The organism is Streptomyces sp. NBC_00513 (genome assembly GCF_041431415.1).
Lineage (GTDB): Bacteria > Actinomycetota > Actinomycetes > Streptomycetales > Streptomycetaceae > Streptomyces.
The window spans coordinates 4587765-4614107 of the sequence record NZ_CP107845.1; the positions used below are offsets into that span (position 1 = coordinate 4587765).

Annotated in this window: 23 protein-coding genes; 18 read left to right on the plus strand and 5 right to left on the minus strand. The window is 70.6% G+C overall.

Annotated features, from left to right (window positions below):
- Positions 1–12 precede the first annotated feature (12 nt).
- Genes OHA84_RS21270 through nuoN form a run of 13 tightly spaced genes read left to right on the plus strand, consistent with a single transcriptional unit; the run spans position 13 to position 15651 of the window.
- Positions 13–567, plus strand: coding sequence for an NADH-quinone oxidoreductase subunit B family protein (locus OHA84_RS21270; RefSeq protein WP_053678947.1), 555 nt, complete (start codon positions 13–15; stop codon positions 565–567).
- Positions 564–1304: an NADH-quinone oxidoreductase subunit C gene (locus OHA84_RS21275; protein ID WP_053678949.1), complete on the plus strand. Its 741-nt coding sequence runs from the start codon at positions 564–566 to the stop codon at positions 1302–1304. The genes OHA84_RS21270 and OHA84_RS21275 overlap by 4 nt, the downstream gene beginning before the upstream one ends.
- On the plus strand, positions 1304–2629 hold the full coding sequence (locus OHA84_RS21280) for an NADH-quinone oxidoreductase subunit D (RefSeq protein WP_053678951.1): 1326 nt from the start codon (positions 1304–1306) through the stop codon (positions 2627–2629). Before OHA84_RS21275 ends, OHA84_RS21280 begins: the two co-directional genes overlap by 1 nt.
- A 50-nt stretch (positions 2630–2679) precedes the next feature.
- Positions 2680–3498 carry an NADH-quinone oxidoreductase subunit NuoE gene (nuoE, locus tag OHA84_RS21285; RefSeq protein ID WP_266950650.1) on the plus strand — a complete coding sequence of 273 codons (819 nt, stop codon included), beginning with the start codon at positions 2680–2682 and terminating at the stop codon, positions 3496–3498.
- Positions 3498–4865 carry an NADH-quinone oxidoreductase subunit NuoF gene (nuoF, locus tag OHA84_RS21290; RefSeq protein ID WP_053678955.1) on the plus strand — a complete coding sequence of 456 codons (1368 nt, stop codon included), beginning with the start codon at positions 3498–3500 and terminating at the stop codon, positions 4863–4865. The genes nuoE and nuoF overlap by 1 nt, the downstream gene beginning before the upstream one ends.
- Positions 4862–7369 carry an NADH-quinone oxidoreductase subunit G gene (locus OHA84_RS21295; protein ID WP_053678957.1) on the plus strand — a complete coding sequence of 836 codons (2508 nt, stop codon included), beginning with the start codon at positions 4862–4864 and terminating at the stop codon, positions 7367–7369. Before nuoF ends, OHA84_RS21295 begins: the two co-directional genes overlap by 4 nt.
- Complete coding sequence (gene nuoH, locus OHA84_RS21300) at positions 7366–8736, plus strand: NADH-quinone oxidoreductase subunit NuoH (protein ID WP_053678959.1); 1371 nt, start codon at positions 7366–7368, stop codon at positions 8734–8736. The genes OHA84_RS21295 and nuoH overlap by 4 nt, the downstream gene beginning before the upstream one ends.
- Complete coding sequence (gene nuoI, locus OHA84_RS21305; protein ID WP_053678961.1) at positions 8729–9367, plus strand: NADH-quinone oxidoreductase subunit NuoI; 639 nt, start codon at positions 8729–8731, stop codon at positions 9365–9367. The genes nuoH and nuoI overlap by 8 nt, the downstream gene beginning before the upstream one ends.
- Positions 9364–10176, plus strand: a complete 813-nt coding sequence (locus OHA84_RS21310) for an NADH-quinone oxidoreductase subunit J (protein WP_266949177.1) — start codon at positions 9364–9366, stop codon at positions 10174–10176. The genes nuoI and OHA84_RS21310 overlap by 4 nt, the downstream gene beginning before the upstream one ends.
- Positions 10173–10472, plus strand: a complete 300-nt coding sequence (gene nuoK, locus OHA84_RS21315; RefSeq protein ID WP_053678964.1) for an NADH-quinone oxidoreductase subunit NuoK — start codon at positions 10173–10175, stop codon at positions 10470–10472. Before OHA84_RS21310 ends, nuoK begins: the two co-directional genes overlap by 4 nt.
- Before the next feature lie 13 nt (positions 10473–10485).
- Positions 10486–12381, plus strand: coding sequence for an NADH-quinone oxidoreductase subunit L (gene nuoL / locus OHA84_RS21320; protein ID WP_053678966.1), 1896 nt, complete (start codon positions 10486–10488; stop codon positions 12379–12381).
- Position 12382: 1 nt separating this feature from the next.
- Positions 12383–13999 carry an NADH-quinone oxidoreductase subunit M gene (locus OHA84_RS21325; protein ID WP_266970203.1) on the plus strand — a complete coding sequence of 539 codons (1617 nt, stop codon included), beginning with the start codon at positions 12383–12385 and terminating at the stop codon, positions 13997–13999.
- A 23-nt stretch (positions 14000–14022) separates the two neighbouring features.
- Positions 14023–15651, plus strand: coding sequence for an NADH-quinone oxidoreductase subunit NuoN (nuoN, locus tag OHA84_RS21330; RefSeq protein ID WP_107089193.1), 1629 nt, complete (start codon positions 14023–14025; stop codon positions 15649–15651).
- A gap of 65 nt (positions 15652–15716) precedes the next feature.
- On the opposite strand, the gene OHA84_RS21335 is transcribed toward nuoN, so the two are convergent.
- From OHA84_RS21335 to fahA, 3 genes are all read right to left on the minus strand, one after another.
- Positions 15717–16316, minus strand: a complete 600-nt coding sequence (locus OHA84_RS21335) for a Uma2 family endonuclease (RefSeq protein WP_107089194.1) — start codon at positions 16314–16316, stop codon at positions 15717–15719.
- A 99-nt stretch (positions 16317–16415) separates the two neighbouring features.
- Complete coding sequence (locus tag OHA84_RS21340; RefSeq protein ID WP_266949182.1) at positions 16416–17030, minus strand: hypothetical protein; 615 nt, start codon at positions 17028–17030, stop codon at positions 16416–16418.
- A 138-nt stretch (positions 17031–17168) separates the two neighbouring features.
- Complete coding sequence (fahA, locus tag OHA84_RS21345; RefSeq protein ID WP_053678974.1) at positions 17169–18392, minus strand: fumarylacetoacetase; 1224 nt, start codon at positions 18390–18392, stop codon at positions 17169–17171.
- A gap of 141 nt (positions 18393–18533) precedes the next feature.
- Between fahA and OHA84_RS21350 the strand changes: the two genes are divergently transcribed.
- Entirely contained in the window at positions 18534–19340 is an 807-nt protein-coding gene (locus OHA84_RS21350) for an HAD family hydrolase (protein ID WP_053678976.1), read from the plus strand.
- A gap of 32 nt (positions 19341–19372) precedes the next feature.
- Here the strand turns inward: OHA84_RS21350 and OHA84_RS21355 are convergent, their stop codons facing one another.
- Together OHA84_RS21355 and OHA84_RS21360 are read right to left on the minus strand one after the other, a co-directional pair.
- Positions 19373–21376 carry a CocE/NonD family hydrolase gene (locus tag OHA84_RS21355; protein ID WP_266970200.1) on the minus strand — a complete coding sequence of 668 codons (2004 nt, stop codon included), beginning with the start codon at positions 21374–21376 and terminating at the stop codon, positions 19373–19375.
- Between the two features lie 31 nt (positions 21377–21407).
- Positions 21408–22925 (minus strand): peptide MFS transporter, encoded by a 1518-nt coding sequence (locus OHA84_RS21360; protein WP_053678980.1) that lies wholly within the window; start codon positions 22923–22925, stop codon positions 21408–21410.
- 190 nt (positions 22926–23115) lie between these two features.
- On the opposite strand from OHA84_RS21360, the gene OHA84_RS21365 reads away from it, so the two are divergent.
- The 4 genes from OHA84_RS21365 to OHA84_RS21380 all read left to right on the plus strand — a co-directional run bounded on the left by OHA84_RS21365 (position 23116) and on the right by OHA84_RS21380 (position 26330).
- Positions 23116–24126, plus strand: coding sequence for a polyprenyl synthetase family protein (locus tag OHA84_RS21365; RefSeq protein WP_053678982.1), 1011 nt, complete (start codon positions 23116–23118; stop codon positions 24124–24126).
- A gap of 253 nt (positions 24127–24379) precedes the next feature.
- Positions 24380–25594 (plus strand): sigma-E factor regulatory protein RseB domain-containing protein, encoded by a 1215-nt coding sequence (locus tag OHA84_RS21370; protein WP_053678984.1) that lies wholly within the window; start codon positions 24380–24382, stop codon positions 25592–25594.
- 119 nt (positions 25595–25713) lie between these two features.
- A complete protein-coding gene (locus OHA84_RS21375) occupies positions 25714–25917 on the plus strand; it encodes a hypothetical protein (RefSeq protein ID WP_229886015.1) in 204 nt (67 codons plus the stop codon).
- A complete protein-coding gene (locus OHA84_RS21380; protein ID WP_234350048.1) occupies positions 25914–26330 on the plus strand; it encodes a hypothetical protein in 417 nt (138 codons plus the stop codon). Before OHA84_RS21375 ends, OHA84_RS21380 begins: the two co-directional genes overlap by 4 nt.
- The last annotated feature ends 13 nt before the right edge of the window (positions 26331–26343 follow it).

The following is a 26343-nucleotide window of genomic DNA, read 5'->3' on the forward strand; positions in this document are numbered from 1 at the left end:
GCTGAATTTTCCATGGGACTGGAAGAGAAGCTGCCGAGCGGCTTTCTGCTGACGACCGTCGAACAGGCCGCGGGCTGGGTGCGCAAGTCATCCGTCTTCCCGGCCACCTTCGGTCTGGCGTGCTGCGCCATCGAGATGATGACCACCGGAGCGGGCCGGTACGACCTGGCCCGCTTCGGCATGGAGGTCTTCCGCGGCTCACCGCGCCAGGCCGACCTGATGATCGTGGCCGGCCGGGTCAGCCAGAAGATGGCGCCGGTGCTGCGGCAGGTGTACGACCAGATGCCCGCTCCCAAGTGGGTCATCTCCATGGGCGTTTGCGCCTCGTCGGGCGGAATGTTCAACAACTACGCGATCGTCCAGGGCGTCGACCACATCGTCCCCGTGGACATCTACCTGCCCGGTTGCCCGCCCCGCCCCGAGATGCTGATGGACGCGATCCTCAAGCTCCACCAGAAGATCCAGGGCGGAAAGCTCGGCGTGAACCAGGAAGAGGCGGCGCGCGAGGCGGAGGAGGCGGCCCTCAAGGCCCTCCCCACCATCGAGATGAAGGGGCTCCTTCGGTGAGCGACGACCCGGCCGTGCACAACGGCAACGGCAGCGGGGACGGGAACAACGTTCCCGCCCCCAGGGGCACCACCGGCCCCGAGGTGATCGGCGTCCGCAAGGGCATGTTCGGCGCCGCGGCCGGCGGGGACACCAGCGGCTACGGCGGCCTCGTCCGCACCGTGGCCATGCCCGGCGCGACGAGCCGCCCGTACGGTTCCTGGTTCGACGAGGTCGCCGACGAGTTCGAGGGCGCCCTGGAGGAACAGGGCCTGGTCCCCGGGCACGCCATCGAGAAGACGGTCGTCGACCGGGGCGAGCTGACCTTCCACGTGGCCCGCGAGCACCTCGTGCGCGTCGCACGGACCCTGCGCGACGACCCGGCCCTGCGCTTCGAGCTCTGCACCGGCGTCAGCGGGGTCCACTTCCCCGGGGACAAGGGCCGCGAACTGCACGCCGTCTACCACCTGCGCTCGCTCACCCACGGGCGGATCCTGCGCCTGGAGGTGTCCGTCCCGGACGCCGACCGGCACCTGCCGTCGCTCGTCGAGGTCTATCCGACCAACGACTGGCACGAGCGCGAGGCGTACGACTTCTTCGGCCTGATCTTCGACGGCCACCCGGCCCTCACCCGAATCATGATGCCGGACGACTGGCAGGGGTTCCCCCAGCGCAAGGACTACCCGCTCGGTGGCATCGCCATCGAGTACAAGGGCGCCCAGATCCCGGCTCCCGACCAGAGGAGGTCGTACAGCTGATGTCCACGTCCAACCACGCCTCCTCCAGGGAGACCACCGAGGGCCTCGTCTACACCGTCACCGGTGGCGACTGGGACGAGATCGTCCAGTCGGCGGCCCGCGCGGACGACGAGCGGATCGTCGTCAACATGGGCCCCCAGCACCCCTCCACCCACGGCGTGCTCCGCCTGATCCTGGAGATCGACGGCGAGACCGTCACCGAGGCCCGCTGCGGCATCGGGTACCTCCACACCGGCATCGAGAAGAACCTCGAATTCCGGAACTGGACGCAGGGCACCACCTTCGTGACGCGCATGGACTACCTGACGCCGTTCTTCAACGAGACCGCGTACTGCCTGGGCGTCGAGAAGCTGCTCGGCATCACCGAGCAGATCCCGGACCGCGCCACCGTCATCCGCGTCCTGCTGATGGAACTCAACCGGCTCTCCTCCCACCTGGTGTGCATCGCCACCGGCGGCATGGAGCTGGGCGCGACCACGATCATGATCTACGGGTTCCGCGACCGCGAGCTGATCCTCGACGTGTTCGAGCTGATCACCGGCCTGCGGATGAACCACGCGTTCATCCGCCCCGGCGGACTGGCCCAGGACCTGCCCCCGGGCGCCATGGACCAGCTGCGCGACTTCGTGAAGACCATGAAGAAGAACCTGCCGGAGTACGACAAGCTCGCCACCGGCAACCCCATCTTCAAGGCCCGCATGCAGGACGTCGGCTACCTCGACCTGACCGGCTGCATGGCGCTCGGCGCCACCGGCCCGATCCTGCGCTCCGCCGGCCTCCCGCACGACCTGCGCAAGACGGACCCGTACTGCGGCTACGAGACCTACGAGTTCGACGTGCCGACCACCGAGTCCTGCGACTCCTACGGCCGGTTCCTGGTCCGCCTGGAGGAGATGCGCCAGTCGCTGCGGATCGTCGAGCAGTGCCTGGAACGCCTGGAGCCGGGCCCGGTCATGGTCGCCGACAAGAAGATCGCCTGGCCGGCGCAGCTGGCCATGGGCCCCGACGGGCTCGGCAACTCGCTCGACCACATCAGGAACATCATGGGCACCTCCATGGAGGCCCTCATCCACCACTTCAAGCTGGTGACCGAGGGCTTCCGGGTGCCGGCCGGGCAGGTGTACGCGGCCGTCGAGTCCCCCAAGGGCGAGCTCGGCGTCCACGTCGTCTCCGACGGCGGCACCCGCCCCTACCGGGTCCACTTCCGCGACCCGTCCTTCACCAACCTGCAGGCCATGGCCGCGATGTGCGAGGGCGGCCAGATCGCCGACGTGATCGTCGCCGTCGCCTCCATCGACCCCGTGATGGGAGGCGTCGACCGATGACGACCGCGTTTTCCGGCGGGGACACCCCTCCGGCCCCCCTCAGCCTGGGCATGCCCCAGCTGCCGGCCCCCGACTATCCGGCGGAGGTGCGCGAGCGGCTCGCGGCGGACGCCGCCGAGGTCATCGCCCGCTACCCCGACAGTCGCTCCGCGCTGCTGCCGCTGCTGCACCTGACCCAGTCCGAGGAGGGCTACGTCTCGCGCACCGGCATCCGCTTCTGCGCCGAGGTGCTGGGCCTGACCACCGCCGAGGTCACGGCCGTCGCGACCTTCTACACCATGTACCGGCGCAAGCCGTCCGGCGACTACCAGGTGGGCGTCTGCACGAACACCCTGTGCGCGGTGATGGGCGGCGACGCGATCTTCGACGAGCTCAAGGAACACCTGGGCGTCGGGAACAACGAGACCACCCCCGACGGCAAGGTCACGCTGGAGCACATCGAGTGCAACGCGGCCTGCGACTTCGCCCCGGTGGTGATGGTCAACTGGGAGTTCTTCGACAACCAGACCCCCCAGTCGGCCAAGGCACTGGTGGACGACCTGCTGGCCGACCGCCCGGTCGAACCGACCCGCGGCGCGCCGCTGTGCACGTACAAGGAGACGGCCCGGATCCTGGCCGGGTTCCCCGACGAGCGCGAGGGCGCGGTCGAGGCGACCGGCGGAGCGGGCCCGGCCTCGCTGATCGGGCTGCGGCTCTTCCGCGGCGAGGCCCCCCAGCAGGGCGGCCGGGTGGTCGCCCCGCGCGGCGAGGCCCCGCACGACGCGCCGATGCCCGGCTCCCGGCACCTCAGCTCGCACGACGCGCCACAGGAGACGTCGGCGTCCGACCCCGACCACCCGGCCGGACCGGCAGCCGAGGAGGGGGAGTGATGACGATGGCACCCGAGATCAGCGAGAACGGCACCAGCCCGGAGAAGCTCCTGGCGCCCGTGCTGTCGGCGTTCTGGGACGAGCAGCGGTCCTGGACGCTGGAGACCTACCGGCGTCACGAGGGATACGAGGGCCTGCGCAAGGCGCTCGCGATGACCCCGGACGACCTGATCGCCTACGTGAAGGACTCCGGTCTGCGCGGGCGCGGCGGCGCGGGCTTCCCCACCGGGATGAAGTGGCAGTTCATCCCGCAGGGCGACGGCAAGCCGCACTACCTCGTCGTGAACGCGGACGAGTCGGAGCCGGGAACCTGCAAGGACATCCCCCTCCTCTTCGCGAACCCGCACTCCCTCATCGAGGGAATGATCATCGCCTGTTACGCGATCCGGTCGACGCACGCCTTCATCTACCTGCGCGGCGAGGTCGTGCCGGTGCTGCGCCGTCTGCACGAGGCCGTGCGCGAGGCGTACGAGGCCGGCTACCTCGGCAAGGCCGAAGATCGCGAAAAGAGTGGCTTCGGGAGCGGACTCGACCTCGACATCACGGTGCACGCGGGAGCGGGCGCCTACATCTGCGGCGAGGAGACGGCACTGCTCGACTCCCTCGAAGGCCGGCGCGGTCAGCCCCGGCTGCGTCCCCCCTTCCCCGCCGTCGAGGGGCTCTACGCCTGCCCCACTGTCGTCAACAACGTCGAGTCCATCGCCTCGGTTCCCGCGATCCTGAACAAGGGCAAGGACTGGTTCAAGGCGATGGGGACCGAGAAGTCCCCCGGCTTCACGCTGTACTCGCTCTCCGGGCACGTCTCGGGACCCGGCCAGTACGAGGCCCCCCTCGGGATCACCCTGCGCCAGCTCCTCGACATGAGCGGCGGGATGCGCCCGGGGCACCGGCTGAAGTTCTGGACCCCGGGCGGTTCCTCCACCCCGATGTTCACGGACGAGCACCTCGACGTCCCCCTCGACTACGAGGGCGTGGGCGCCGCCGGCTCGATGCTCGGCACCAAGGCGCTCCAGTGCTTCGACGAGACGACCTGCGTGGTGCGGGCCGTCACCCGCTGGACCGAGTTCTACGCCCACGAGTCCTGCGGCAAGTGCACCCCCTGCCGCGAGGGCACGTACTGGCTCGTCCAGCTGCTCCGCGACATCGAGGCCGGCAAGGGCGTCATGTCCGACCTCGACAAGCTGAACGACATCGCCGACAACATCAACGGCAAGTCGTTCTGCGCGCTCGGCGACGGCGCCGCCAGCCCGATCTTCTCCTCGCTCAAGTACTTCCGCGAGGAGTACGAGCAGCACATCACGGGCAAGGGCTGCCCCTTCGACCCCAGGAAGTCGACCCTCTGGGCTGACACGGAGGTGAACGCATGACCGTCACCACTAACGCCCCCGCCGGTGGCGGCGAGGCGGCGGTGCCGCCGGAGAACACGGTGTCCCTGACCATCGACGGCATCGAACTGTCCGTGCCGAAGGGCACGCTGGTCATCCGGGCCGCCGAACAGATCGGCATCGAGATCCCCCGGTTCTGCGACCACCCCCTCCTCGACCCCGTCGGCGCCTGCCGCCAGTGCATCGTCGAGGTGGAGGGCCAGCGCAAGCCGATGGCCTCCTGCACCATCACCTGCACCGACGGCATGGTCGTCAAGACCCAACTGACCTCCCCGGTCGCCGACAAGGCCCAGCGCGGGGTGATGGAGCTGTTGCTCATCAACCACCCGCTGGACTGCCCGGTCTGCGACAAGGGCGGCGAGTGCCCGCTCCAGAACCAGGCGATGTCGCACGGCAACTCCGACTCCCGCTTCGACGGGCACAAGCGGACCTACGAGAAGCCGGTCCCGATCTCCACGCAGGTGCTGCTCGACCGCGAGCGGTGCGTGCTGTGCGCGCGCTGCACCCGCTTCTCCAACCAGGTCGCCGGCGACCCCATGATCGAACTGCTGGAGCGCGGCGCGCTCCAGCAGGTCGGCATCGGCGAGGGCGACCCGTTCGAGTCGTACTTCTCGGGCAACACCATCCAGATCTGCCCGGTCGGCGCGCTCACCTCCGCCGCCTACCGGTTCCGCTCCCGCCCCTTCGACCTCGTCTCCTCCCCGAGCGTGTGCGAGCACTGCGCGGGCGGCTGCGCGACCCGGACCGATCACCGGCGCGGCAAGGTGCTGCGGCGACTGGCCGCCGAGGACCCCGAGGTCAACGAGGAGTGGATCTGCGACAAGGGCCGCTTCGGGTTCCGCTACGCCCAGCGCCCCGACCGGCTCACCACCCCGCTGGTGCGGGGCACGGACGGGGTCCTCGCCCCGGCGAGCTGGCCCGAGGCCCTGGAGGCGGCGGCGAACGGTCTCGCGGCGGCCCGCGGCCGGGCCGGCGTGCTGACCGGCGGACGGCTCACCGTCGAGGACGCCTACGCGTACGCCAAGTTCGCCCGGGTCGTCCTCGACACCAACGACATCGACTTCCGGGCCCGGGTGCACAGCGCGGAGGAGTCCGAGTTCCTGGCCTCCTCGGTGGCGGGCACCGGCCGGGACCTCGACGGCAAGGGCGTCACGTACTCCGCGCTGGAGGCGGCACCCGCCGTCCTCCTCGTCGGCATCGAGTCCGAGGAGGAGGCCCCCGGAGTCTTCCTGCGGCTGCGCAAGGCGCACCGCAAGCACAAGCAGCGGACGTTCGCGCTGGCCCCCTTCGCCACGCGCGGCCTGGAGAAGGCGGGCGGCACCCTGCTGGGCGCCGCCCCCGGCACCGAGCCCGCGTGGCTGGACGCGCTGGCCTCCCGCTCCGGTCTGGAGCAGGGCGGCAACGCCGCGGCCGACGCGCTGCGCGAGACCGGTGCGGTCATCGTCGTCGGCGAGCGCCTCGCGGCGGTGCCCGGCGCGCTGACCGCGGCCGTCCGGGCCGCCGCCGCCACCGGCGCGCAGCTGGTGTGGATCCCGCGGCGGGCCGGGGAGCGGGCCGCCGTCGAGGCGGGCGCCCTCGCGGCCCTGCTGCCGGGCGGCCGTCCGGCCACCGACCCGCGGGCCCGCGGCGAGGTCGCCACGGCCTGGGGCCTGGACGAACTCCCGCACCGCTACGGCCGCGACACCGGCCAGATCGTCGAGGCGGCCGCCGGGCGCGAACTGTCCGCCCTGCTGGTCGCCGGCGTCGAGATCACCGACCTGCCGGACCCGGCCCGCGCCCGGATCGCCCTCCAGGAGGCCTTCGTGGTCTCCCTGGAACTGCGGCCCGGCGAGGTCACCGACCACGCCGACGTGGTCTTCCCGGTGGCCGCGGTCGCCGAGAAGGCGGGCGCGTTCATCAACTGGGAGGGCAGGGTCAGGCCGTTCGAGGCGGCGCTGAAGCCCGACCAGATGACCCGCCGGCTCGCCCCGGCCGACGGCCGTGTGCTGCACATGCTGGCCGACGCCGCCGACCGGCCGATCGCCCTGCCCGACGTGCACGCCGTACGCCGGGAGATCGACCGGCTCGGTCCCTGGGCCGGGGAACGCGCCACCGCGCAGTCCGCGGACACCGTGCAGTTGCCCCGCCCCGCCGCGGGCGAGGCCGTCCTCGCCGGCCACCGGCTGCTGCTCGACCAGGGCCGGCTCCAGGACGGCGACGAGGCCCTGGCCGGCACCCGGCACGAGGCCAGTGCCCGCCTGTCGGCCGCCACGGCCGCAGAGACGGGCGTCAAGAACGGCGACGTCCTCGCGGTGACCGGCCCGACCGGCCGCGTGGAACTGCCGCTGCGGATCACGGAGATGCCCGACCGGGTGGTCTGGCTCCCGATGAACTCCACCGGGGCCGGCGTCCTCGCCGACACCGGCGCCCGTCCGGGCACCCTCGTACGCATCGGCCCGGCGACCCCGGCCGCCGCGGACGACACCACTGCGGAGGTGGGCGCGTGAGCACCCTGCACATCGCTGCCGAGGACCTGTCCCTGTTCGGTCGGGACGTCTGGTGGCTCGTCCTCCTCAAGGCGGTCTTCTGCTTCGCCTTCCTGATGGTGACCGTGCTGTTCTCCATCGTGTGGGAACGCAAGGTCGTCGCCTGGATGCAACTGCGCATCGGCCCGAACCGGCACGGCCCCTGGGGCATGCTCCAGTCGCTCGCCGACGGCGTGAAGCTGATGTTGAAGGAAGACATCGTCGTCAAGCGGGCCGACAAGGTCGTCTACGTCCTCGCCCCGATCATCGCGGCGATCCCGGCGTTCATGGCCATCGCGGTGATCCCCTTCGGGCCCGCGGGCAACGAGGTCTCGATCTTCGGCCAGCGCACCACGATGCAGCTGACCGACCTGCCCATCGCGATGCTGTACATCCTCGCGGTGGCCTCGGTCGGCATCTACGGCATCGTCCTCGCCGGCTGGTCCTCGGGCTCCACGTACCCGCTGCTCGGCGGCCTGCGCTCCTGCGCGCAGATGATCTCGTACGAGATCGCGATGGGCGCGGCCTTCGCCTCGGTCTTCCTCTACTCCGGGTCCATGTCGACCTCGGCGATCGTGGAGGCACAGGCGGACCGCTGGTACATCATCCTGCTGCCGGTCTCCTTCATCATCTACGTCATCACGATGGTCGGCGAGACGAACCGCGCCCCCTTCGACATGCCGGAGTCCGAGGGCGACCTGGTCGGCGGCTTCAACACCGAGTACTCGTCGATCAAGTTCGCGCTGTTCATGCTGGCCGAGTACGTCAACATGGTCACCGTCTCCGCCGTCTCGGTCACCCTCTTCCTGGGCGGCTGGCGGGCCCCCGCGCCGATCTCCACCTACTGGGAGGGCGCGAACCACGGCTGGTGGCCGATGCTCTGGTTCGTCCTCAAGGTCCAGCTGCTGCTGTTCTTCTTCATCTGGCTGCGCGGCACGCTGCCACGCGTGCGCTACGACCAGTTGATGAAGCTCGGCTGGAAGGTGCTGATCCCGGTCTCCGTGGTCTGGCTGATGCTGGTCGCCACCGTCCGGGCCCTGCGGAACGAGAACTACGACTTCCAGCAGATCGTGCTCTACGTCGGCGGTGGGGTCATCGCCCTCCTGCTGCTGTCCTTCGTCGCCGACCTGTTCCGCGACAAGAAGCACAAGACGGCGGCGGAGGCGGCCGAGAAGGCGGCGGCGACGGAGCCCTTCGATCCGCTGGCGGGCGGGTTCCCCGTACCGCCCAAGCCCGGCCAGCACCTGGCACCCGTACCGCGCAGGCGACCTCGTGGTGATCGGGAGCTCATCGGCAGTGGCGCGGCGAATTCCGACAGTGACCGAGAGGAGGGTGCAGAGAATGTCTGACGCGGACCAGAACGAGAAGTGGCAGAACCCGGTGGCCGGCTTCGGCGTGACCTTCAAGGCCATGTTCAAGAAGCGGCTCACCGAGCAGTACCCGGAGCAGCAGAAGACCACCGCGCCCCGCTTCCACGGACGGCACCAGCTCAACCGTCACCCCGACGGTCTGGAGAAGTGCATCGGCTGCGAGTTGTGCGCCTGGGCCTGTCCCGCCGACGCGATCTACGTGGAGGGCGCGGACAACACCGAGGAGGAGCGCTACTCCCCGGGTGAGCGGTACGGCCGCGTCTACCAGATCAACTACGCCCGCTGCATCCTGTGCGGGCTGTGCGTCGAGGCGTGCCCCACGCGGGCGCTGACGATGACGAACGAGTTCGAACTGGCCGACTCCAGCCGCGAATCGCTGATCTACACCAAGGAGCAGCTGCTGTCGGGGCTGACGGAGGGCATGGTCGAGGCCCCCCACTCGATCTTCCCGGGCACCGACGACACCGACTACTACCAGGGTCTGGTGACCGGGGCGGCTCCCGGAACGGTCCGGCAGGTCGCCGTCTCCAAGGGAGAGGTCGCCAAGGAAGAGGTCGCCGGGGAAGACGCGGCCGAGGAGAGCGACACGCACGAGGGGGTGGGGGCATGAGCGCCATCGCCGCCGCGGCCACCGTCACCTCCACCGGTGAGGCCGTCCAGTTCTGGATCCTCGGCACGGTCGCCGTGATCGGCGCGCTGTGCACGATCCTGATGAAGAAGGCCGTGCACAGCGCGCTGTGCCTGGCCGGGACCATGATCATCCTGGCGGTCTTCTACCTCGCCAACGGGGCGTACTTCCTGGGCGTCGTCCAGGTCGTCGTCTACACCGGCGCCATCATGATGCTGTTCCTCTTCGTGGTCATGCTCGTCGGCGTCACCGCCGCGGACTCGCTGACCGAGACCCTCAAGGGGCAGCGCTGGCTGGCCGTCCTGTGCGGGCTCGGCTTCGGCATCCTGCTGATCGCCGGCATCGCCAACGCGGGGATCACCCACTTCAACGGGCTCGGCCGGGTCAACTCCGCCGGGCACGTCGAGGGCCTCGCCGAGCTGATCTTCACCCGGTACATCTTCGCCTTCGAGATCACCGGCGCCCTGCTGATCACCGCGGCCGTCGGCGCGATGGTGCTCACGCACCGCGAGCGCACCGAGCGGGCTCCCAGCCAGCGCGAACTCGCCGAACAGCGGGTGCGCGGGGGCGTACAGCTCCCGCCGCTGCCCGCCCCCGGCGTGTACGCCCGACACAACGCGGTGGACGTCGCCGGTCTGCTGCCGGACGGCACCCCGTCCGAGCTGACCGTGAGCAAGACGCTGCGCGCCCGCGGCCAGATCCGCGACGTCTCCAGCGAGGCGATCGGCGACCTCAAGGCGTTGGAGGAGCGCTCCTCGGAGCGCCTCGGCCGTGAGGAGGCCTCGAAGTGAACCCGGTCAACTACCTCTACCTGGCCGCCCTGTTGTTCACCATCGGCGCGGCCGGCGTACTCATCCGGAAGAACGCGATCGTGCTGTTCATGTGCGTGGAGCTGATGCTCAACGCCTGCAACCTCGCCTTCGTCGCCTTCTCCCGGATGCACGGCAACCTCGACGGCCAGATCATCGCCTTCTTCACGATGGTCGTCGCCGCCGCGGAGGTCGTGGTGGGCCTCGCGATCATCGTGTCGTTCTTCCGTACCCGCCACTCGGCCTCGGTCGACGACGCCAACCTGATGAAGCTGTAAGGGGCGCTCAACAGTGGAGAATCTGATTGCGCTGCTGGTGGCGGCGCCCCTGCTCGGGGCGGCGGTGCTGCTGTGCGGCGGCCGGCGCCTCGACAAGGCCGGCCACTGGCTCGGCACACTGCTCGCCGCGGCCTCCTTCGGCATCGGCGTGGCCCTGTTCAGCGACATGCTGAGCCGGCCCGGCGACGACCGGGCCATGTTCCAGCGGCTGTACACCTGGATCCCGGTGGAGGGCTTCCAGGCCGACGTCGCGTTCCAACTCGACCAGCTGTCGATGACGTTCGTCCTGCTGATCACCGGGGTGGGCACGCTCATCCACGTGTACTCCATCGGGTACATGGAGCACGACGAGCGGCGCCGCCGCTTCTTCGGCTACCTCAACCTCTTCCTCGCGGCGATGCTGCTGTTGGTCCTCGCCGACAACTACCTCCTGCTGTACGTCGGGTGGGAGGGCGTGGGCCTGGCCTCGTACCTGCTCATCGGCTTCTGGCAGCACAAGCCCAGCGCGGCCACCGCCGCGAAGAAGGCCTTCCTGGTCAACCGGGTCGGCGACATCGGCCTGTCGATCGCCATCATGCTGATGTTCACCACCTTCGGGACCTTCGCCTTCGGGCCGGTGTTCGGCGCCGTGGACGAGGCGGGCGAGGGCACGCTGACCGCCATCGCGCTGATGCTGCTGCTCGCGGCCTGCGGCAAGTCGGCGCAGGTGCCGCTGCAGTCCTGGCTCGGCGACGCGATGGAGGGCCCGACCCCGGTCTCGGCCCTGATCCACGCGGCGACCATGGTCACCGCCGGCGTGTACCTCATCACCCGGTCCGGGGCGATCTTCAACGCCGCTCCGGACGCGCAGACCGCGGTCGTCGTGGTCGGCGCCGTCACCCTGATCTTCGGTGCGATCGTCGGTTGCGCGAAGGACGACATCAAGAAGGCCCTGGCGGGCTCCACGATGTCGCAGATCGGCTACATGATCCTCGCGGCGGGCCTCGGCCCCATCGGCTACGCCTTCGCGATCATGCACCTGGTGACGCACGGCTTCTTCAAGGCCGGCCTCTTCCTCGGCGCGGGTTCCGTGATGCACGGGATGAACGACGAGGTGGACATGCGCCGCTTCGGCGGTCTGCGGAAGTTCATGCCGGTCACCTTCGTCACCTTCGGCCTCGGCTACCTGGCCATCATCGGCTTCCCGGGCCTGTCGGGCTTCTGGTCCAAGGACAAGATCATCGAGGCGGCCTTCGCGAAGGGCGGCACCGAGGGCTGGATCCTCGGTGCGGTCACCCTGGTGGGCGCGGCGCTCACCGCGTACTACATGACCCGCGTGATGCTCCTGACGTTCTTCGGCGAGAAGCGCTGGCAGCCCGACGCGGCGGGCCACGAGCCGGACCCGCACGAGTCCCCGAAGTCCATGACGATCCCCATGATCGTCCTCGCCTTCGGATCGGTCTTCGCCGGCGCCCTCTTCAGCTTCAACGAGTCCTTCGTGAAGTGGCTGGAGCCCGTCACCTCCTTCGAGCACGGCCACTCCCCGCTCAGCGCCGGTGTCATCACCGCCGCGACGGTCGTGGTCCTGATCATCGGCGTGGGCATCGCGTACGCGCAGTACGGCAGGAAGCCCGTACCGGTGGTCGCCCCGCGCGGCTCGCTCCTCACCCGGGCGGCCCGACGGGACCTGCTCCAGGACGACTTCAACCACGTCGTGCTGGTGCGCGGCGGGGAGCACCTGACCCGCTCCCTCGTGTACGTCGACCACAGTCTGGTCGACGGGGTGGTCAACGGGACGGCCGCCTCGGTCGGCGGGCTGTCGGGCCGGCTGCGCAAGCTGCAGAACGGCTATGCCCGCAGCTACGCGGTCTCGATGTTCGGGGGCACGGCGATCCTCATCGCCGCGACCCTGCTGATGAGGGCGGTGTGAGATGAATGTCCCGCTTCTGACGGTGACGGCGGCCGTGCCCGCGGTCGGCGCGATCCTGACGGCGGCCGTCCCGGCCGCCCGCAGGACCGCCGCCAAGTGGCTCGCGCTGCTGTTCTCGCTGGCGACACTGGCCCTGGCCGTGCTCGTCGCGGTCCGCTTCGAACCCGGTGGCGACCGCTACCAGCTCACCGAATCCCACGCGTGGATCGCCGACTTCGGCGTCCGCTACGAGCTCGGCGTCGACGGCATCGCGGTGGTGCTGATCGCGCTCACCGCACTGCTGATCCCCTTCGTGATCGGCGCCGGCTGGAACGACGCCGACCCCCTGGCCGAGCCGATCAGTGGCTCCGCCACGTGGCATTCCTCGCGGTGGCGGCCGACACAGGGCTTCTTCGCCCTGATCCTGCTGGTCGAGGCGATGGTGATCATCTCCTTCGAGGCCACCGACGTCTTCCTCTTCTACATCTTCTTCGAAGCCATGCTCATCCCGATGTACTTCCTCATCGGCGGCTTCGGGGACCGGGCCCACGCCGGATCCGAGGAGAACGCGGCCGCCCAACGCTCCTACGCGGCGGTCAAGTTCCTCCTCTACAACCTCGTCGGCGGCCTGATCATGCTGGCGGCCGTCATCGGGCTGTACGTGGTCGCCGGGAACTTCTCGCTCCAGGAGATCGCCGCCGCCCGCGCCGCGGGCACCCTCGACATGGCGACCAACACCGAGCGCCTGCTGTTCCTCGGCTTCTTCTTCGCCTTCGCGGTGAAGGCCCCGCTGTGGCCGCTGCACACCTGGCTGCCGAACGCGATGGGGGAGTCCACCGCCCCGGTGGCCGTCCTCATCACCGCGGTCGTCGACAAGGTCGGCACCTTCGCGATGCTCCGCTTCTGCCTCGGGCTGTTCCCCGACGCCAGCAAGTGGGCCACGCCGGTCATCCTCGTACTCGCCCTGATCAGCATCGTCTACGGCGCGCTGGTCGCGGTCGGGCAGCGGGACATCAAGCGGCTGGTCGCCTACGCCTCGATCTCGCACTTCGGGTTCATCGTCCTCGGCATCTTCGCGATGACCTCGCAGGGGCAGTCGGGCGCCACCCTCTACATGGTCAACCACGGGATCTCGACGGCGGCGCTGATGCTGGTGGCCGGCTTCCTGATCTCGCGGCGCGGCTCCCGACTCATCGCCGACTACGGAGGCGTGCAGAAGGTGGCCCCGGTACTCGCCGGCACCTTCCTCATCGGCGGTCTCGCCACCCTGTCGCTGCCCGGACTCGCCCCGTTCGTCAGCGAGTTCCTGGTCCTGGTCGGCACGTTCGCCCGGTACCCGGTGGTCGGCGTCATCGCCACCGTGGGCATCGTGCTCGCCGCGCTCTACACCCTGGTGCTCTACCAGCGCACGATGACCGGCCCCGTCAAGGAGGAGGTCCGCACCATGCCGGACCTGCGCCTGCGCGAGGTGCTCGTGGTCGCGCCGCTGATCGTGCTCCTGATCGGCCTCGGCGTGTACCCGAAGCCGCTGACCGAGATCGTCAACCCGGCGGTGAAGCACACCATGTCGGACGTGAAACAGACCGACCCGAAGCCAGAGGTCGTGGTCGACGCCAAGAACGGGGAGGCGGCGAAGTGAGCACCGTGACTGCTGCCCAGGGGTTGTGGGCGCTGGCGGCCGGGGACCCGGCCACCCGCATCCCCACCCCGCACATCGAGTACGCGCAGCTCTCGCCCACCCTGATCGTGGTGGGCGCGGCGATCCTCGGAGTCCTCGTGGAGGCCTTCGTCCCGCGCAAGTCCCGCCACTACGTCCAGGTGTTCCTGGCCGTCGCCGCGCTGGCCTCGGCCTTCGCGGCGATCGTCGGCCTCGCGGCCGGCGGGTACGGCTCCACCAAGGCCCACACCGCGGCCATGGGCGCCATCGCCGTCGACGGGCCGGCGCTGTTCCTCCAGGGCACCATCGTGCTGGCCTCGATCGTGGCCGTGTTCACCTTCGCCGAACGTCGCCTCGATCCGGCGGCGCACGGAAACCGGGTGGACTCCTTCGCCGCGCAGGCGGCTTCCGTACCCGGCAGCGACAGCGAGAAGGCCGCCGTCAAGGCGGGCTTCAGCACCACCGAGGTCTTCCCGCTGATGATGTTCGCGGTCGCCGGCATGCTGATCTTCCCGGCGGCGAACGACCTGCTGACGCTGTTCATCGCGCTGGAGGTCTTCTCCCTCCCGCTGTACCTGCTCTGCGCCGTCGCCCGCCGCCAGCGGCTGATGTCGCAGGAAGCGGCCGTCAAGTACTTCCTGCTGGGCGCGTTCTCCTCGGCGTTCCTGCTCTTCGGCATCGCGCTGCTGTACGGGTACGCGGGCTCGGTCTCGTACGCGGTCATCGCGGACGTGGTCGACGGCACCGTCCAGAAGATCGACCCGGCGCTGGCCGGCACGATGGGCAACGACGCGCTGCTGCTGATCGGCGGCGCGCTGATCCTCACGGGCCTGCTGTTCAAGGTCGGCGCGGTTCCGTTCCACATGTGGACCCCGGACGTCTACCAGGGGGCCCCGACCCCGGTCACCGGCTTCATGGCGGCGGCGACGAAGGTGGCCGCCTTCGGCGCCCTCCTGCGGCTGCTGTACGTGGTCCTGCCGGGCCTGCGCTGGGACTGGCGGCCGGTGATGTGGGGCGTCGCGATCGTCACGATGCTCGCGGGCGCCGTGATCGCGGTGACCCAGACCGACGTCAAGCGGCTCCTGGCCTACTCGTCGATCGCGCACGCCGGGTTCATCCTGGCCGGTGTGATCGCCACCTCGGCGGAGGGCGTCCAGTCCGTCCTCTTCTACCTGGCGGCGTACTCCTTCGTGACGATCGGCGCCTTCGCCGTGGTCACGCTGGTCCGCGACGCGGGCGGCGAGGCCACGCACCTGTCGAAGTGGGCCGGCCTGGGGCGGCGTTCGCCGCTGACGGCGGCCGTCTTCGCGGTGTTCCTGCTGGCCTTCGCCGGCATCCCGCTGACCTCCGGCTTCTCCGGAAAGTTCGCCGTGTTCAAGGCGGCGGCGGAGGGCGGCGCCGGCGTGCTGGTCGTGGTCGGTGTGATCTCGTCCGCCATCGCCGCGTTCTTCTACATCCGGGTGATCGTCCTGATGTTCTTCAGCGAGCCGAAGGCCGACGGTCCGACGGTCGCGGTGCCCTCGCCGCTGACGATGACGACCATCGCCGTCGGCGTCGCGGTGACGGTGGTCCTGGGCGTGGCCCCGCAGTACTTCCTGGACCTGGCGGGCCAGGCGAGCACGTTCGTCCGCTGACCCGGTTCCGGATGTGTCAGGGCCCGGCTCCCCTCGGGGGAGCCGGGCCCTGTGGTGCGTGCGGGCTACTCGGGCCGGGTCCGCTTCGCCGTGATGGCGGTGAGGTCGAGGTCGATGGAGAAGGGGACGGAGACCTTCAAGCGGTCGTGGAAGATGCCGGTGGCGACGTAGCCGCCGCCGGCCGGCTCCCGTTCGAAGACGTAGACGACTGCCCGGCCGTCCTTGTTCTCCACGCGCCAGTAGTGGGGGATCCCCGCCCGCGCGTACTTCAGGGGCTTGGTCTCGCGGTCGCGGTCGACGGACTCGGGGGAGACCACCTCGATCGCCAGGAGGACGGTCTCGGCCGGAAGGCGCGTCTGGGCCCAGTCGTCCACGACGTCCTCACGACACACGATGACATCGGGTTCGGGGCGGTTGCGCCGATCGATGTCGATGGTGAACTCCCGGAGGACCTCAAGGCCTTCCGGGACCAGCGAATCCAGTTGCCGGTCGAAGAAGTTCACGGCGCGCATGTGGAACCGAGTCTGTGGACTCACGAAAACCAAGCTCCCGTCGATCAGCTCCGTGTGCGGAGGCAGATTCGGAAGCGTGTCCAGGTCGTCCGCGGTCCAGCCGCCCTCGGGGGGGACCGGCCAGCTGTGTTCCGGGTTCATCAGTGCTCCCATGAGCCGGAGTCTCGCGAGTGCGACCAGCGTAGCGCCGGGGATCCGCGGAACACCGCCCTTCCGGGTGAGTCATGTGCGTTCGGCACTTGACGACAGGTCCTAGCGGCCGTGCGCGTGTCCGGAGTTCTCCGGCATGGTCTTGGAGCCGGCCTTCTTCGGGCAGGACAGGGCCGTGTTCCAGTTGTGGAAGCGGCCCGCCGGGTTCTTCTTGTACGCCCACATGTGCAGGTCGTAGTGCTTGGGCATGCCCGCCCAGTGGCCCGGCATCGGTCCGTCGAAGGGGAGTCCGAACATGCTCGGCCGGTCGTCCTTGGTCGTCAGGTCCTGGTCCCGGTCGGTGGACATCCACTCGACGGTCTCCAGCCGGCGGCGGCCGTTGCGGTCCGTCTCGCTGCTGTAGAGGAGCGCGGTCGGCCTGGCGGGGTCCTTCGAACCCCAGTTGGCCTGCTTGACGTAGTGGTAGCCCATCGCGCCCGCCCCGAACGGGTTGTTCATGCAGCTCTCGCCGTGCGGGACGTACCCGTCCTTGAGGGCCTGCCGCTCGTCCACGTACTTGGCCGTCACCCGGATCGCCGTCGCCATGTCCCTCATGGCCTGCCGGTCGCGGGGGTCGGGCGCCGGACCGTCGACGCCGTGCGCCGGGGCCACGGCGGCCAGCCCGAGCGACACGGCGGCCGCGCAGGTGAGGACGGTCTTCCGGCGGCGTGCGTGCATGGCGGCTCCTCGCGGTGGCGGTACGGAGGCACGGTTGTTCCGTCCCGTGCGTCCACCCTCGCGGGCGTTCCCGGGGTGCGCACGCGGGCCGCGCCCAAAGGGGTGGGTGCGGCCCCGGCGTCACCCCGGGGACAGGGCCTACCGGCCGGCCACGACGCGGCCGGTGACCTCGCCGAGGCCGACGCGGGTGCCGTCGGCGCCGGGGGCCCAGGCGGTGAGGGTGACGACGTCGCCGTCCTCCAGGAACGTGCGCTTGCCGTCGGCCAGTTCGATGCTGTCGCGGCCGTTCCAGGTGAGCTCCAGGAGCGAGCCGCGCTGGTCGACGTCCGGGCCGCTGACGGTGCCGGAGCCGTACACGTCGCCGGTGCGCAGGGAGGCGCCGTTGACGGTCATGTGGGCCAGCTGCTGGGCGGCGGTCCAGTACATCGAGGAGAACGGCGGCCGGGCCACCTCCTGCCCGTTGAGGGCGACGCTGATGTGCAGGTCGAAGCCGCCGGGCCGGTCGCTGTCGGCGTCGTCGAGGTAGGGCAGCAGCGGGAAGTCCCGGGCGGGCGGGGCGACGCGGGCCGAGTCGAGGGCCTCCAGCGGGGTCACCCAGGCGGAGACGGAGGTGGCGAAGGACTTGCCGAGGAACGGGCCGAGCGGCACGTACTCCCAGGCCTGGATGTCCCGCGCGGACCAGTCGTTGAGCAGGAACAGCCCGAAGACGTGGTCCTCGAAGTCGGCCAGCGGCACCGGGCGGCCGAGTTCGGACGGGGTGCCGACGACGAATCCGACCTCGGCCTCGATGTCGAGCTTGACGCTCGGCCCGAAGACGGGCGCCGGATCGGCGGGGGTCTTGCGCTGGCCGGAGGGCCGCACCACGTCGGTACCGGACACCACGAGGGTGCCGGCGCGGCCGTGGTAGCCGATCGGCAGGTGCTTCCAGTTGGGGGTGAGGGCGTCGCCGTCCGGACGGAACATCTGTCCGACGTTGGTGGCGTGGTGCTCGCTCGCGTAGAAGTCGACGTAATCGGCGACCTCGTACGGCAGGTGCAGCTCCACGGCGTCCAGCGGCAGCAGGTGCGGCTCCACGGCGGGCCGGTGGCCCGGATCGGTGACCCAGGCGGTCAGCGCCCGGCGCACGTCGCGCCAGGCCGTCCGGCCCGCGGCGAGCAGCGGGTTGAGGGAGTCCCGGCCGAGGAGTTCGGCGTACGGGGAGCCGAGCGCGACGGCGGCCGCCCCGGCGTCGAGCACGTGCCCGCCGATCCGTACCCCGATCCGCCGGCGCGGGTCCCCGGAGGTGGAGAACACGCCGTAGGGGAGGTTGTGCGGCCCGAACGGGTCGCCCTCGGGAACATCGAGGGGGCTCTGCTGGGGCATGGGTTACTGCCTCGCTTTCGACGCGGTCCGGGGGTGTCCCGGGGGCTGGTTGACACGTTACGTGGCTGGTGGGGCGGGCGGGAGGCCGGATTCGGGCGCTATTTGTAGGACTTGTCCGAGGGGGTCCGTATCCTTGGCGGGGTGACTTCCGCCCTCCCCTATGCACTTGTGGCCACCGATCTGGACGGGACTCTGCTGCGCGCCGGAGACACCGTCTCGGCCCGCTCCCACAAGGCCCTCGCCACCGTCCGAGCGGCCGGTGCCCAGCACATCATCGTGACCGGACGCCCGGTCCCGCAGGTTCGCCACGTACTCGACGGCCTCGGCTACACGGGGCTCGCGGTGTGCGGGCAGGGAGCGCAGGTGTACGACGCGGCGCGCGGACGCCTGCTGCACTCCGTGTCCATGGACCGGGGCCTCGCCGAGGTCGCCCTCGGGAAGATCGAGGCGGAGATCGGCGAGGTCTACGCCGCCGTGAACCAGGAGGGGGTGAACGCGGAGATGTTGATAGGGCCCGGCTACCGGATGTGGCACCCGCACCTGCCGACGGTCCGCGTCCACAGCAGGGCGGGCCTGTGGTCCGCCCCCATCAACAAGGTGCTGCTCCAGCACCCGCGCCTGGACGACGACGAACTGACCCGGGTCGCGCGGGGGGTGGTCGGCGACCTCGTCAACGTGACGATGGCCGGGGAGCACACCGTGGAGCTCCAGCCGCCGGGCATCGACAAGGCGAGCGGCCTGGCCCGGGCCGCGGAGGTCCTGGACCTGCCGGCGTCCTCGACGATCGCCTTCGGGGACATGCCCAACGACGTCCCGATGTTCGCGTGGGCGGCCCACGGCGTGGCCATGGCCAACGCGCACCGCGAGCTGGTGGCCGTAGCCGACGAACTGACGCTGTCGAACGAGGACGACGGCATCGCGGTGGTGCTGGAGCGCCTCTACGGCTGACCCGGTCGGGAGGCCGGCGGGCGGCCGGCGCGTCAGCCCGCCGCCCTCGGCAGGCGCCGTTCCCACGTCCGGTGGAAGACCACCTCGTCGCCCTCCCGGCACACCACCTCGTTCGACGTCAGGAACCCGCCCTCGTCGCACGAGATCTCCGACCGGGTCTCCACCCGCGTGTCCCAGCCCAGGTCCGGCCGGTGCAGGCGGATCCGCCAGTCCGACCGGGTGCGGGCGGACAGCGGGTCCGAGGAGTCGATCTCGTACACCTCCACCGCGTCCTCGGAGAACTCCAGCCCGTCCGGGTACACCCGCGTCCCCCCGTAGCGGGGGTCCACCTCCAGCCGCCAGGTCCCGGCCGCGACGTCGCGTACGACGACCCGCTCCGGCCGGGGTTCCTCCAGGGTGTCGGGGTACACCACGCGCAGCGGCTCGGACTGCTCCGGGGCCTCGAAGACGATCCCGTGGTCCGCCGGGCCGGGCGTGCGCAGGGGGAGTTCGAGGGTGCTGCCGGCCGGGTCGAGCGTCCACCCCGCCTCGGAGCCCGCCCGCGGCCAGATCCAGGGCCAGTACGCGGAGGACACCGCCAGCCGGATCCGGTGCCCCGGCGGGAAGGCGTGGCCGATGCCGTTCAGCTCGAAGGTGACGTCCTCGGTCGCGCCGGCCGGCCACGGCACCGCCCGGTCCCGCCCGCGCCGCGCGGACAGGTTCAGCACGCCCCGCGTGACCAGGGTGGAGGACCCGTCCGGGGCCACGTCGCACAGCCGGGCGATCACCTGTCCGTAGGGGACGTCCATCCGCAGCCGCAGCGTGACCGAGGGCCGGCCGAGGATCTCCACCGGTTCGCCCGGCGCCACGGGGAACTCGAAGCACGCCGACTTGGCGTCCTCCTCGCGCTGGTCCGGCGGCAGGTCCGCGTCGTTGCCGAAGGGGAAGAACCGCCCCGCGTCCAGGCCGGTGTGCTGCGGCGAGGCGACGGCCACGGGCGGGCCCTGGAGCCCGTAGGAGACGGGGACGACCGAGGGCGAGGGCCAGGCGGTGTCGCCGACCCAGCGGCCCTCCAGGCGCTCGTAGACGGTGGCAGGGGGGTGGGACTCGCTGATCCAGGAACGCAGCAGCGGCTCGTCCATGACCCCGTTGTCCTCGCCCCGGAGCCAGTGGTCCCACCAACGCAGGGTCTCCTGGAGGAAACCGATGGCCGGGCCCGGCGGCAGACCGCGGTCGGGGTACTGGTGCGACCAGGGGCCGATCAGCCCCCGCACCCGGCCCGCCGGCAGGTGCTCGACCAGGCGCAGCACCGTGTCCCGGTACGGGTCGTGCCAGCCGCCGACGGCCAGCACCGCCGCGCCGATGGCGGAGTAGTCCTCGCAGACGCTGCCGTGGCGCCAGTAGTCGTCCCGGGTCTGGTGCCCGAGCCAGGTGTGGATCAGCGGCTCCACGGCCTCCAGCCGGGCGAGCCACTGCTCCCGCCAACCCTCGCCCGCGTACAGCGGGTCCGGCGGGCGGGAGGCGAAGGCCAGCATCGTGGAGGCCCAGGCGTGCATGTCCACGGCCAGCACCGAGCCGCCCATGTAGTGCACGTCGTTGTCGTAGCGGTCGTCGGTGGAGCAGACGGTGACGACGGCCTTCAGCGCCTCGGGGGCGAGCGCGGCGATCTGGAGGCTGTTGAAGCCGCCCCAGGAGATCCCGAACATGCCCACCGCGCCCGTGCACCACGGCCGCGCGGCGAGCCACTCCACCACCGCGACGCCGTCGGCCAACTCCCGGGCGTCGTACTCGTCGCGGGGGTCGCCGCCGCTGCACCCGTGGCCGCGCACGTCGACGCGTACGGAGGCGTAGCCGTGGCCCGCGTACCAGGGGTGCCGCTGCCAGTCGCGGGGCGCGGTCCAGTCGGTGAGCCGGTACGGGAGGTACTCCAGCAGGGCGGGCACGGGCTCGTCGGTGACCGGGCGCCAGATCCGGGCGTACAGCTCGACCCCGTCGGACAGCGGGATCCGGACATCCTCGCGGGTGGTCGCGTACGGGAAATCGGTACGGATGATCATGCGGGAACCAGTCTCCGATCGCCGGTCGGCCTCAGTGGACGGGGTGCATGGTGCGCTTGAGCCAGGGCGCCAGGGCGATCACGACGAGGCCCGCGGCCACCGCGATGGCACCGTTCACGCCGAAGTAGACGGGGTTGGAGACCTGCCCGTAGACCTTCACCACCTGGGCCTGGATGCCGTTGGCCAAAGCCAGGGAGAGGAACCACAGGGCCATCGTCTGGCTCGCGTACGCCTTCGGGGCGAGTTTGGTGGTGGCCGACATGCCGGAGGTCTCCAGCAGCACGTCGCCGAGGCCCAGCAGCAGGTAGGAGCCGACGATCCACCAGGCGGCCATCTCGTACGTGTCGTCGGCGTGCCCGGACGTGGGGATGACCATCAGCAGGAACGACAGACCGCCCAGGATCACCCCGATGGCGATCTTGTTGGAGGCGTGCGGCTGTCGGCTGCCCATCCGGGCCCACAGCGCGGCCACGACCGGCGCCAGCGCCACCTCGAAGGCGCCGAGCGCCGAGGCGTACCAGCCGGCGGGGAAGTGGAAGCCGAGGATCTCCGTGCGGGCGTTCGTCGAGGCCAGCAGCATCATGGTCGAGTACGCCTGGAAGAGGATGAAGTTGAACGCGACCGAGGCCAGGAAGAGGACCACGTACGGGCGCAGCCGTCCGCGCTCCGCGGGCGTCACCTCGGGGCTGCGGAACATCACCACGAAGTAGGCGATCGGGGCGATCACCGAGATCAGGGTCAGCAGGTCCACGAACCGGCCCATGGTGAGCCAACCGGCCAGGGCGAGCGCGGTGGCCACGACGGCCACCAGGAGCAGCCCGCCGACGATCCGCCACATCGCCGTGCGCATCGCGTCGGGGGCGAGCGCGAACTCGGCCGAGTGCTTTCGTCCGGCCAGATGGCGGCGTCCCAGGACGTACTGGATCAGCCCTGCGGTCATGCCGATGGCGGCGGCGGAGAACCCCCAGTGCCAGCCCTCGTTCTCACCGAGCCACGCGGTGATCAGGGGGCCGGCGAACGCGCCGATGTTGATCGCCATGTAGTACAGGGCGAAGCCCGCGTCGCGCCGCTGGTCGTCGGTCCGGTAGAGCCTGCCGACCATGCTGGCCACGTTGGGCTTGAGCAGGCCGGTGCCCGCGCTGATCAGGCCGAGGCCCACCCACGTCATGACGGCGGTCGGCACGGCCATGGCGTAGTGGCCGCAGGCGATCAGGATGCCGCCGTAGAGCACCGCTCGATAGGAACCGAGGATCCGGTCGGCGAGCCATCCGCCCGCGACGGAGACGAGGTAGACCATGGTCCCGTAGGCCGCCGAGACGGAGGCCGCGGTGCCCGGGCTCATCCCCAGGCCGCCGTTCGCCACCGTGTCCGCGAAATAGAGGACGAGGATGGCCTGCATGCCCAGGAACGAGAAGCGCTCCCAGACCTCCAGTCCGGAGAGCGTGGCCAGACCCCTGGGGTGTCCGAGGAAGGCGTGGTCGTCTCCCGGTGGCGGCTGGTCCGCCTCCGGGTCGTTCGGCTCGTCTCGATCGGCTGTGGTTCTGGACAAAACGCCTTCTCTGGTTGTTTCGGCTCTTCCAGAACATACCGGTGTGCATCGGGCGGTGCGCGCGTGGCGGCCGGGCAGGCGCTCTGGGTGATCGAAAACAGACCGGATACGCTGGCTTGAGTGATGGCAGCGACACATCGACAATCCATGTGATCGTCAAGGTGATCGTCAGCAGACAGGAGTACCCCTCGTGACCGTCGTCGGGCCGTTCGGACTGAGCGTGCGGGACCAGGCTCTTGAGACCGATGTCCAGGCCGGACTGGCCGCCGTCGAGGCGGGTCTGCTGGAGGCCACCAAGAGCGAAGTCCCCTTCATCACCGAGGCCGCGCAGCACCTGGTACGGGCCGGAGGCAAGCGGTTCCGGCCGTTGCTGGTGATGCTCGCGTCCCGCTTCGGGGATCCCTACGCCCCGGGCATCGTGCCGTCCGCCGTGGTGGTGGAGCTCACCCACCTGGCCACGCTCTACCACGACGACGTCATGGACGAGGCGGACGTGCGCCGCGGCGTGGAGAGCGCGAACGCCCGTTGGGGCAACTCCGTGGCCGTCCTGACGGGTGACTTCCTGTTCGCCCGCGCCTCGCACATCCTGGCCGACCTCGGGCCCGAGGCCGTCCGCATCCAGGCGGAGGCCTTCGAGCGCCTGGTGACGGGCCAGATCCTGGAGACGGCCGGTCCCCGCGACGGCCGCGACCCGGTCGCCCACTACCTCGACGTCATCGCCGGCAAGACCGGCTCGCTGATCGCGGTCTCCGGCCGCTTCGGCGCGCTGATGTCCGGCGCCGACGAGTCGGTCGTCGACATCCTGACCCAGTACGGGGAGCGGCTCGGCACCGCCTTCCAGCTCGCCGACGACGTCCTGGACATCGCCTCGGACTCGCACGAGTCCGGCAAGACCCCCGGCACCGACCTGCGCGAGGGCATCCCCACGCTGCCCGTGCTGCGGCTGCGCGAGATGGCGGAGCGGGACGGGAACCCGGACGACCGGGAGCTCGTGGGGCTGCTGGACGGCGATCTGACGGACGACGCCCGACACGCCGAGGTGCTGTCCCGGCTGCGCGTCCACCCGGCCCTGGAGCAGGCCCGACGGGACACCATCCGGTACGCGCAGGAGGCGCGGGCGACGCTCGCGCCGCTGCCCGAGTGTTTCGCCAAGTCGGCGCTCGAAGAACTGTGCGACGCGGTGGTGCACCGCGCGGGCTGAGCTCCGCGACGGACATCCCCCGCGACCGCGGACCGGGCCCGGCAACCCCTACGGGTGGGGGATGCCGGGCCCGTGTCGTGTCATCCCTGGGAGGTACGCGAACTTGAGTCCGGGGAGTGACGCCCCACCGCCCTCTTCTTTGGTCAGATAGAGGCACATCCCCACCAGATCGGGTGAGAGTGGCGGCGCGGGGTGGACGTGTACATGAATGACGGGTAGGTCGCCGCCGTACACACAGAGGTAGGGCAGACACATGGCAACGAACACGAAGACCCACAAGGCCGCTCGGTACGCCGTACCGGTCGCGGTGTTCGGGGTGGCCGCGGCGACCATCGCGATGGTCCCGGCCTTCGCGAACGCCGGAGGACCGGACCTGCCGAAGGTGACGGCCCAGCAGCTGATCGAGAAGATCGCCGCCTCGGACGTCCAGGAGCTGTCCGGCAGCGCCCGGGTCAGCACCGACCTCGGCCTGCCGACCCTGGCGAGCGGCCTGCTCGGCGGCGGGGGCGTCGCGGGCGGCTCGGCCGACCCGCAGGACAAGGTCGCGCAGCTGGCCAACGGCACCCACACCTTCCGCGTCGCGGCCGACGGCCCGGACCGCCAGAAGCTCACGTTCCTGGACGGCAAGGACGAGTACAGCCTCATCCACAACGGCACGGACGTGTGGGGCTACGACAGCCAGTCCAACGAGGCCTGGCACGAGAAGCACGATGAGGCGGCCGCCAAGGGCAAGGACGGCCACAAGACGGCCGACCGGCTCGGCGCCTCGCCCCAGCAGCTGGCCCAGGACGTCCTGAAGGCCGCCGGCACGACCACGGACGTCAGCGTCGGCGACACCGCGCAGGTGGCCGGCCGGGACGCCTACCAGCTCGTGCTCAAGCCCAAGCAGTCCGGTTCCACCGTCGGCTCCGTCCAGATCTCGGTCGACGCCAAGAACGGCGTGCCGCTGCGCGTGCAACTGCTGTCCAGCCAGGGCGGCAAGCCGATCGTGGACGCCGGCTTCACCAAGGTGGACTTCGCCAAGCCGGCCGCCGACGTCTTCGCCTTCACCCCGCCCAAGGGCGCCAAGGTGACCGAGGGCGCCGCCGAGGCGGACAAGGGCGGCAAGGGCGAGCACGGCAAGGAGTGGAAGGGCCTGGACGCCTTCCCGGGCCTCGGCGCCCTCACCGGCGGCGCGGGCGACGGCGACGTGAAGGTGCTCGGCGAGGGTTGGGCGACGGTCGCACAGATCTCCGTACCGGGCGGCAAGGGCCTCAAGGACGCCGAGGCCGCGGCGAACGGCAAGGACGCCCCCAAGGAGGCCAAGCAGTTCATCGACTCGCTCGGTGAGAAGGTCAACGGCTCGTTCGGTACCGGCCGGGTCTTCTCGACCCGCCTGGTCAACGCGCTGATCACCGACGACGGCAAGGTCTACGTCGGCGCCGTCACCAAGGACGCGCTGGTGAAGACGGCCAACGCGGCGAAGTAGCCCGGCCGGCCCCACCAAGGGGTCACGCGGGCACGGAGGGTGGCCGGGGACCTGTGTCCCCGGCCACCCTTCTGCCGTTCCTCTCCTGCGTACAGCACGACCGCTGTACGGTGAACGCCATGTCGAGACACGTCACCATCCGCCTGGACGAAGAGTTCCACGAGCGCCTCAAGGCGCGCGCGGCGGCTTTGGGGACGACGGTGACCGCGCTGATCACCGAGGTCACCGAACGCGAACTGGACGAGGACCGAAAGTCGTTCCTCTCCGGCATCGAGGAGTTCGCCGACCACTGGAGCTACTTCCAGGAGCGGTTCGGCAATTGAAGATCACCATGGAGTGGGCCTGGACGGCCCTGGCTCATCACCTGCCGTCGGATCCCGCCGTGTGGGATCCCTCCGGGGTGGCCGCCGCGGTCGCCCGGCACCAGAACGACCTCGTCCTGGTACCCGAACAGCCCGCCCCGGACACCGCGTGGCGGGCCGCCGCGTTTCTGCACACCCTCGCGGTCTGCCCGGCGCTGGAATCCCCGATGAACGAGTTCTACGCGGCCGCCGCCACCCGCTCGTACCTGCGGGTGGCCGGGGCGAAGCAGCTGCCCTCCCCGGAGGAGTTGGGGGACCTCGTCGAGGCGGCGAAGCTGGGCCGGTTGGACATCGGCGCGGTCGCCGACGAACTGCGCAGCCTCATCAGGGAACCCCTGCCGGCCTCGCTGCGGGGCCACGCGGAGGACGCGTAGACGGTGCGGCGAG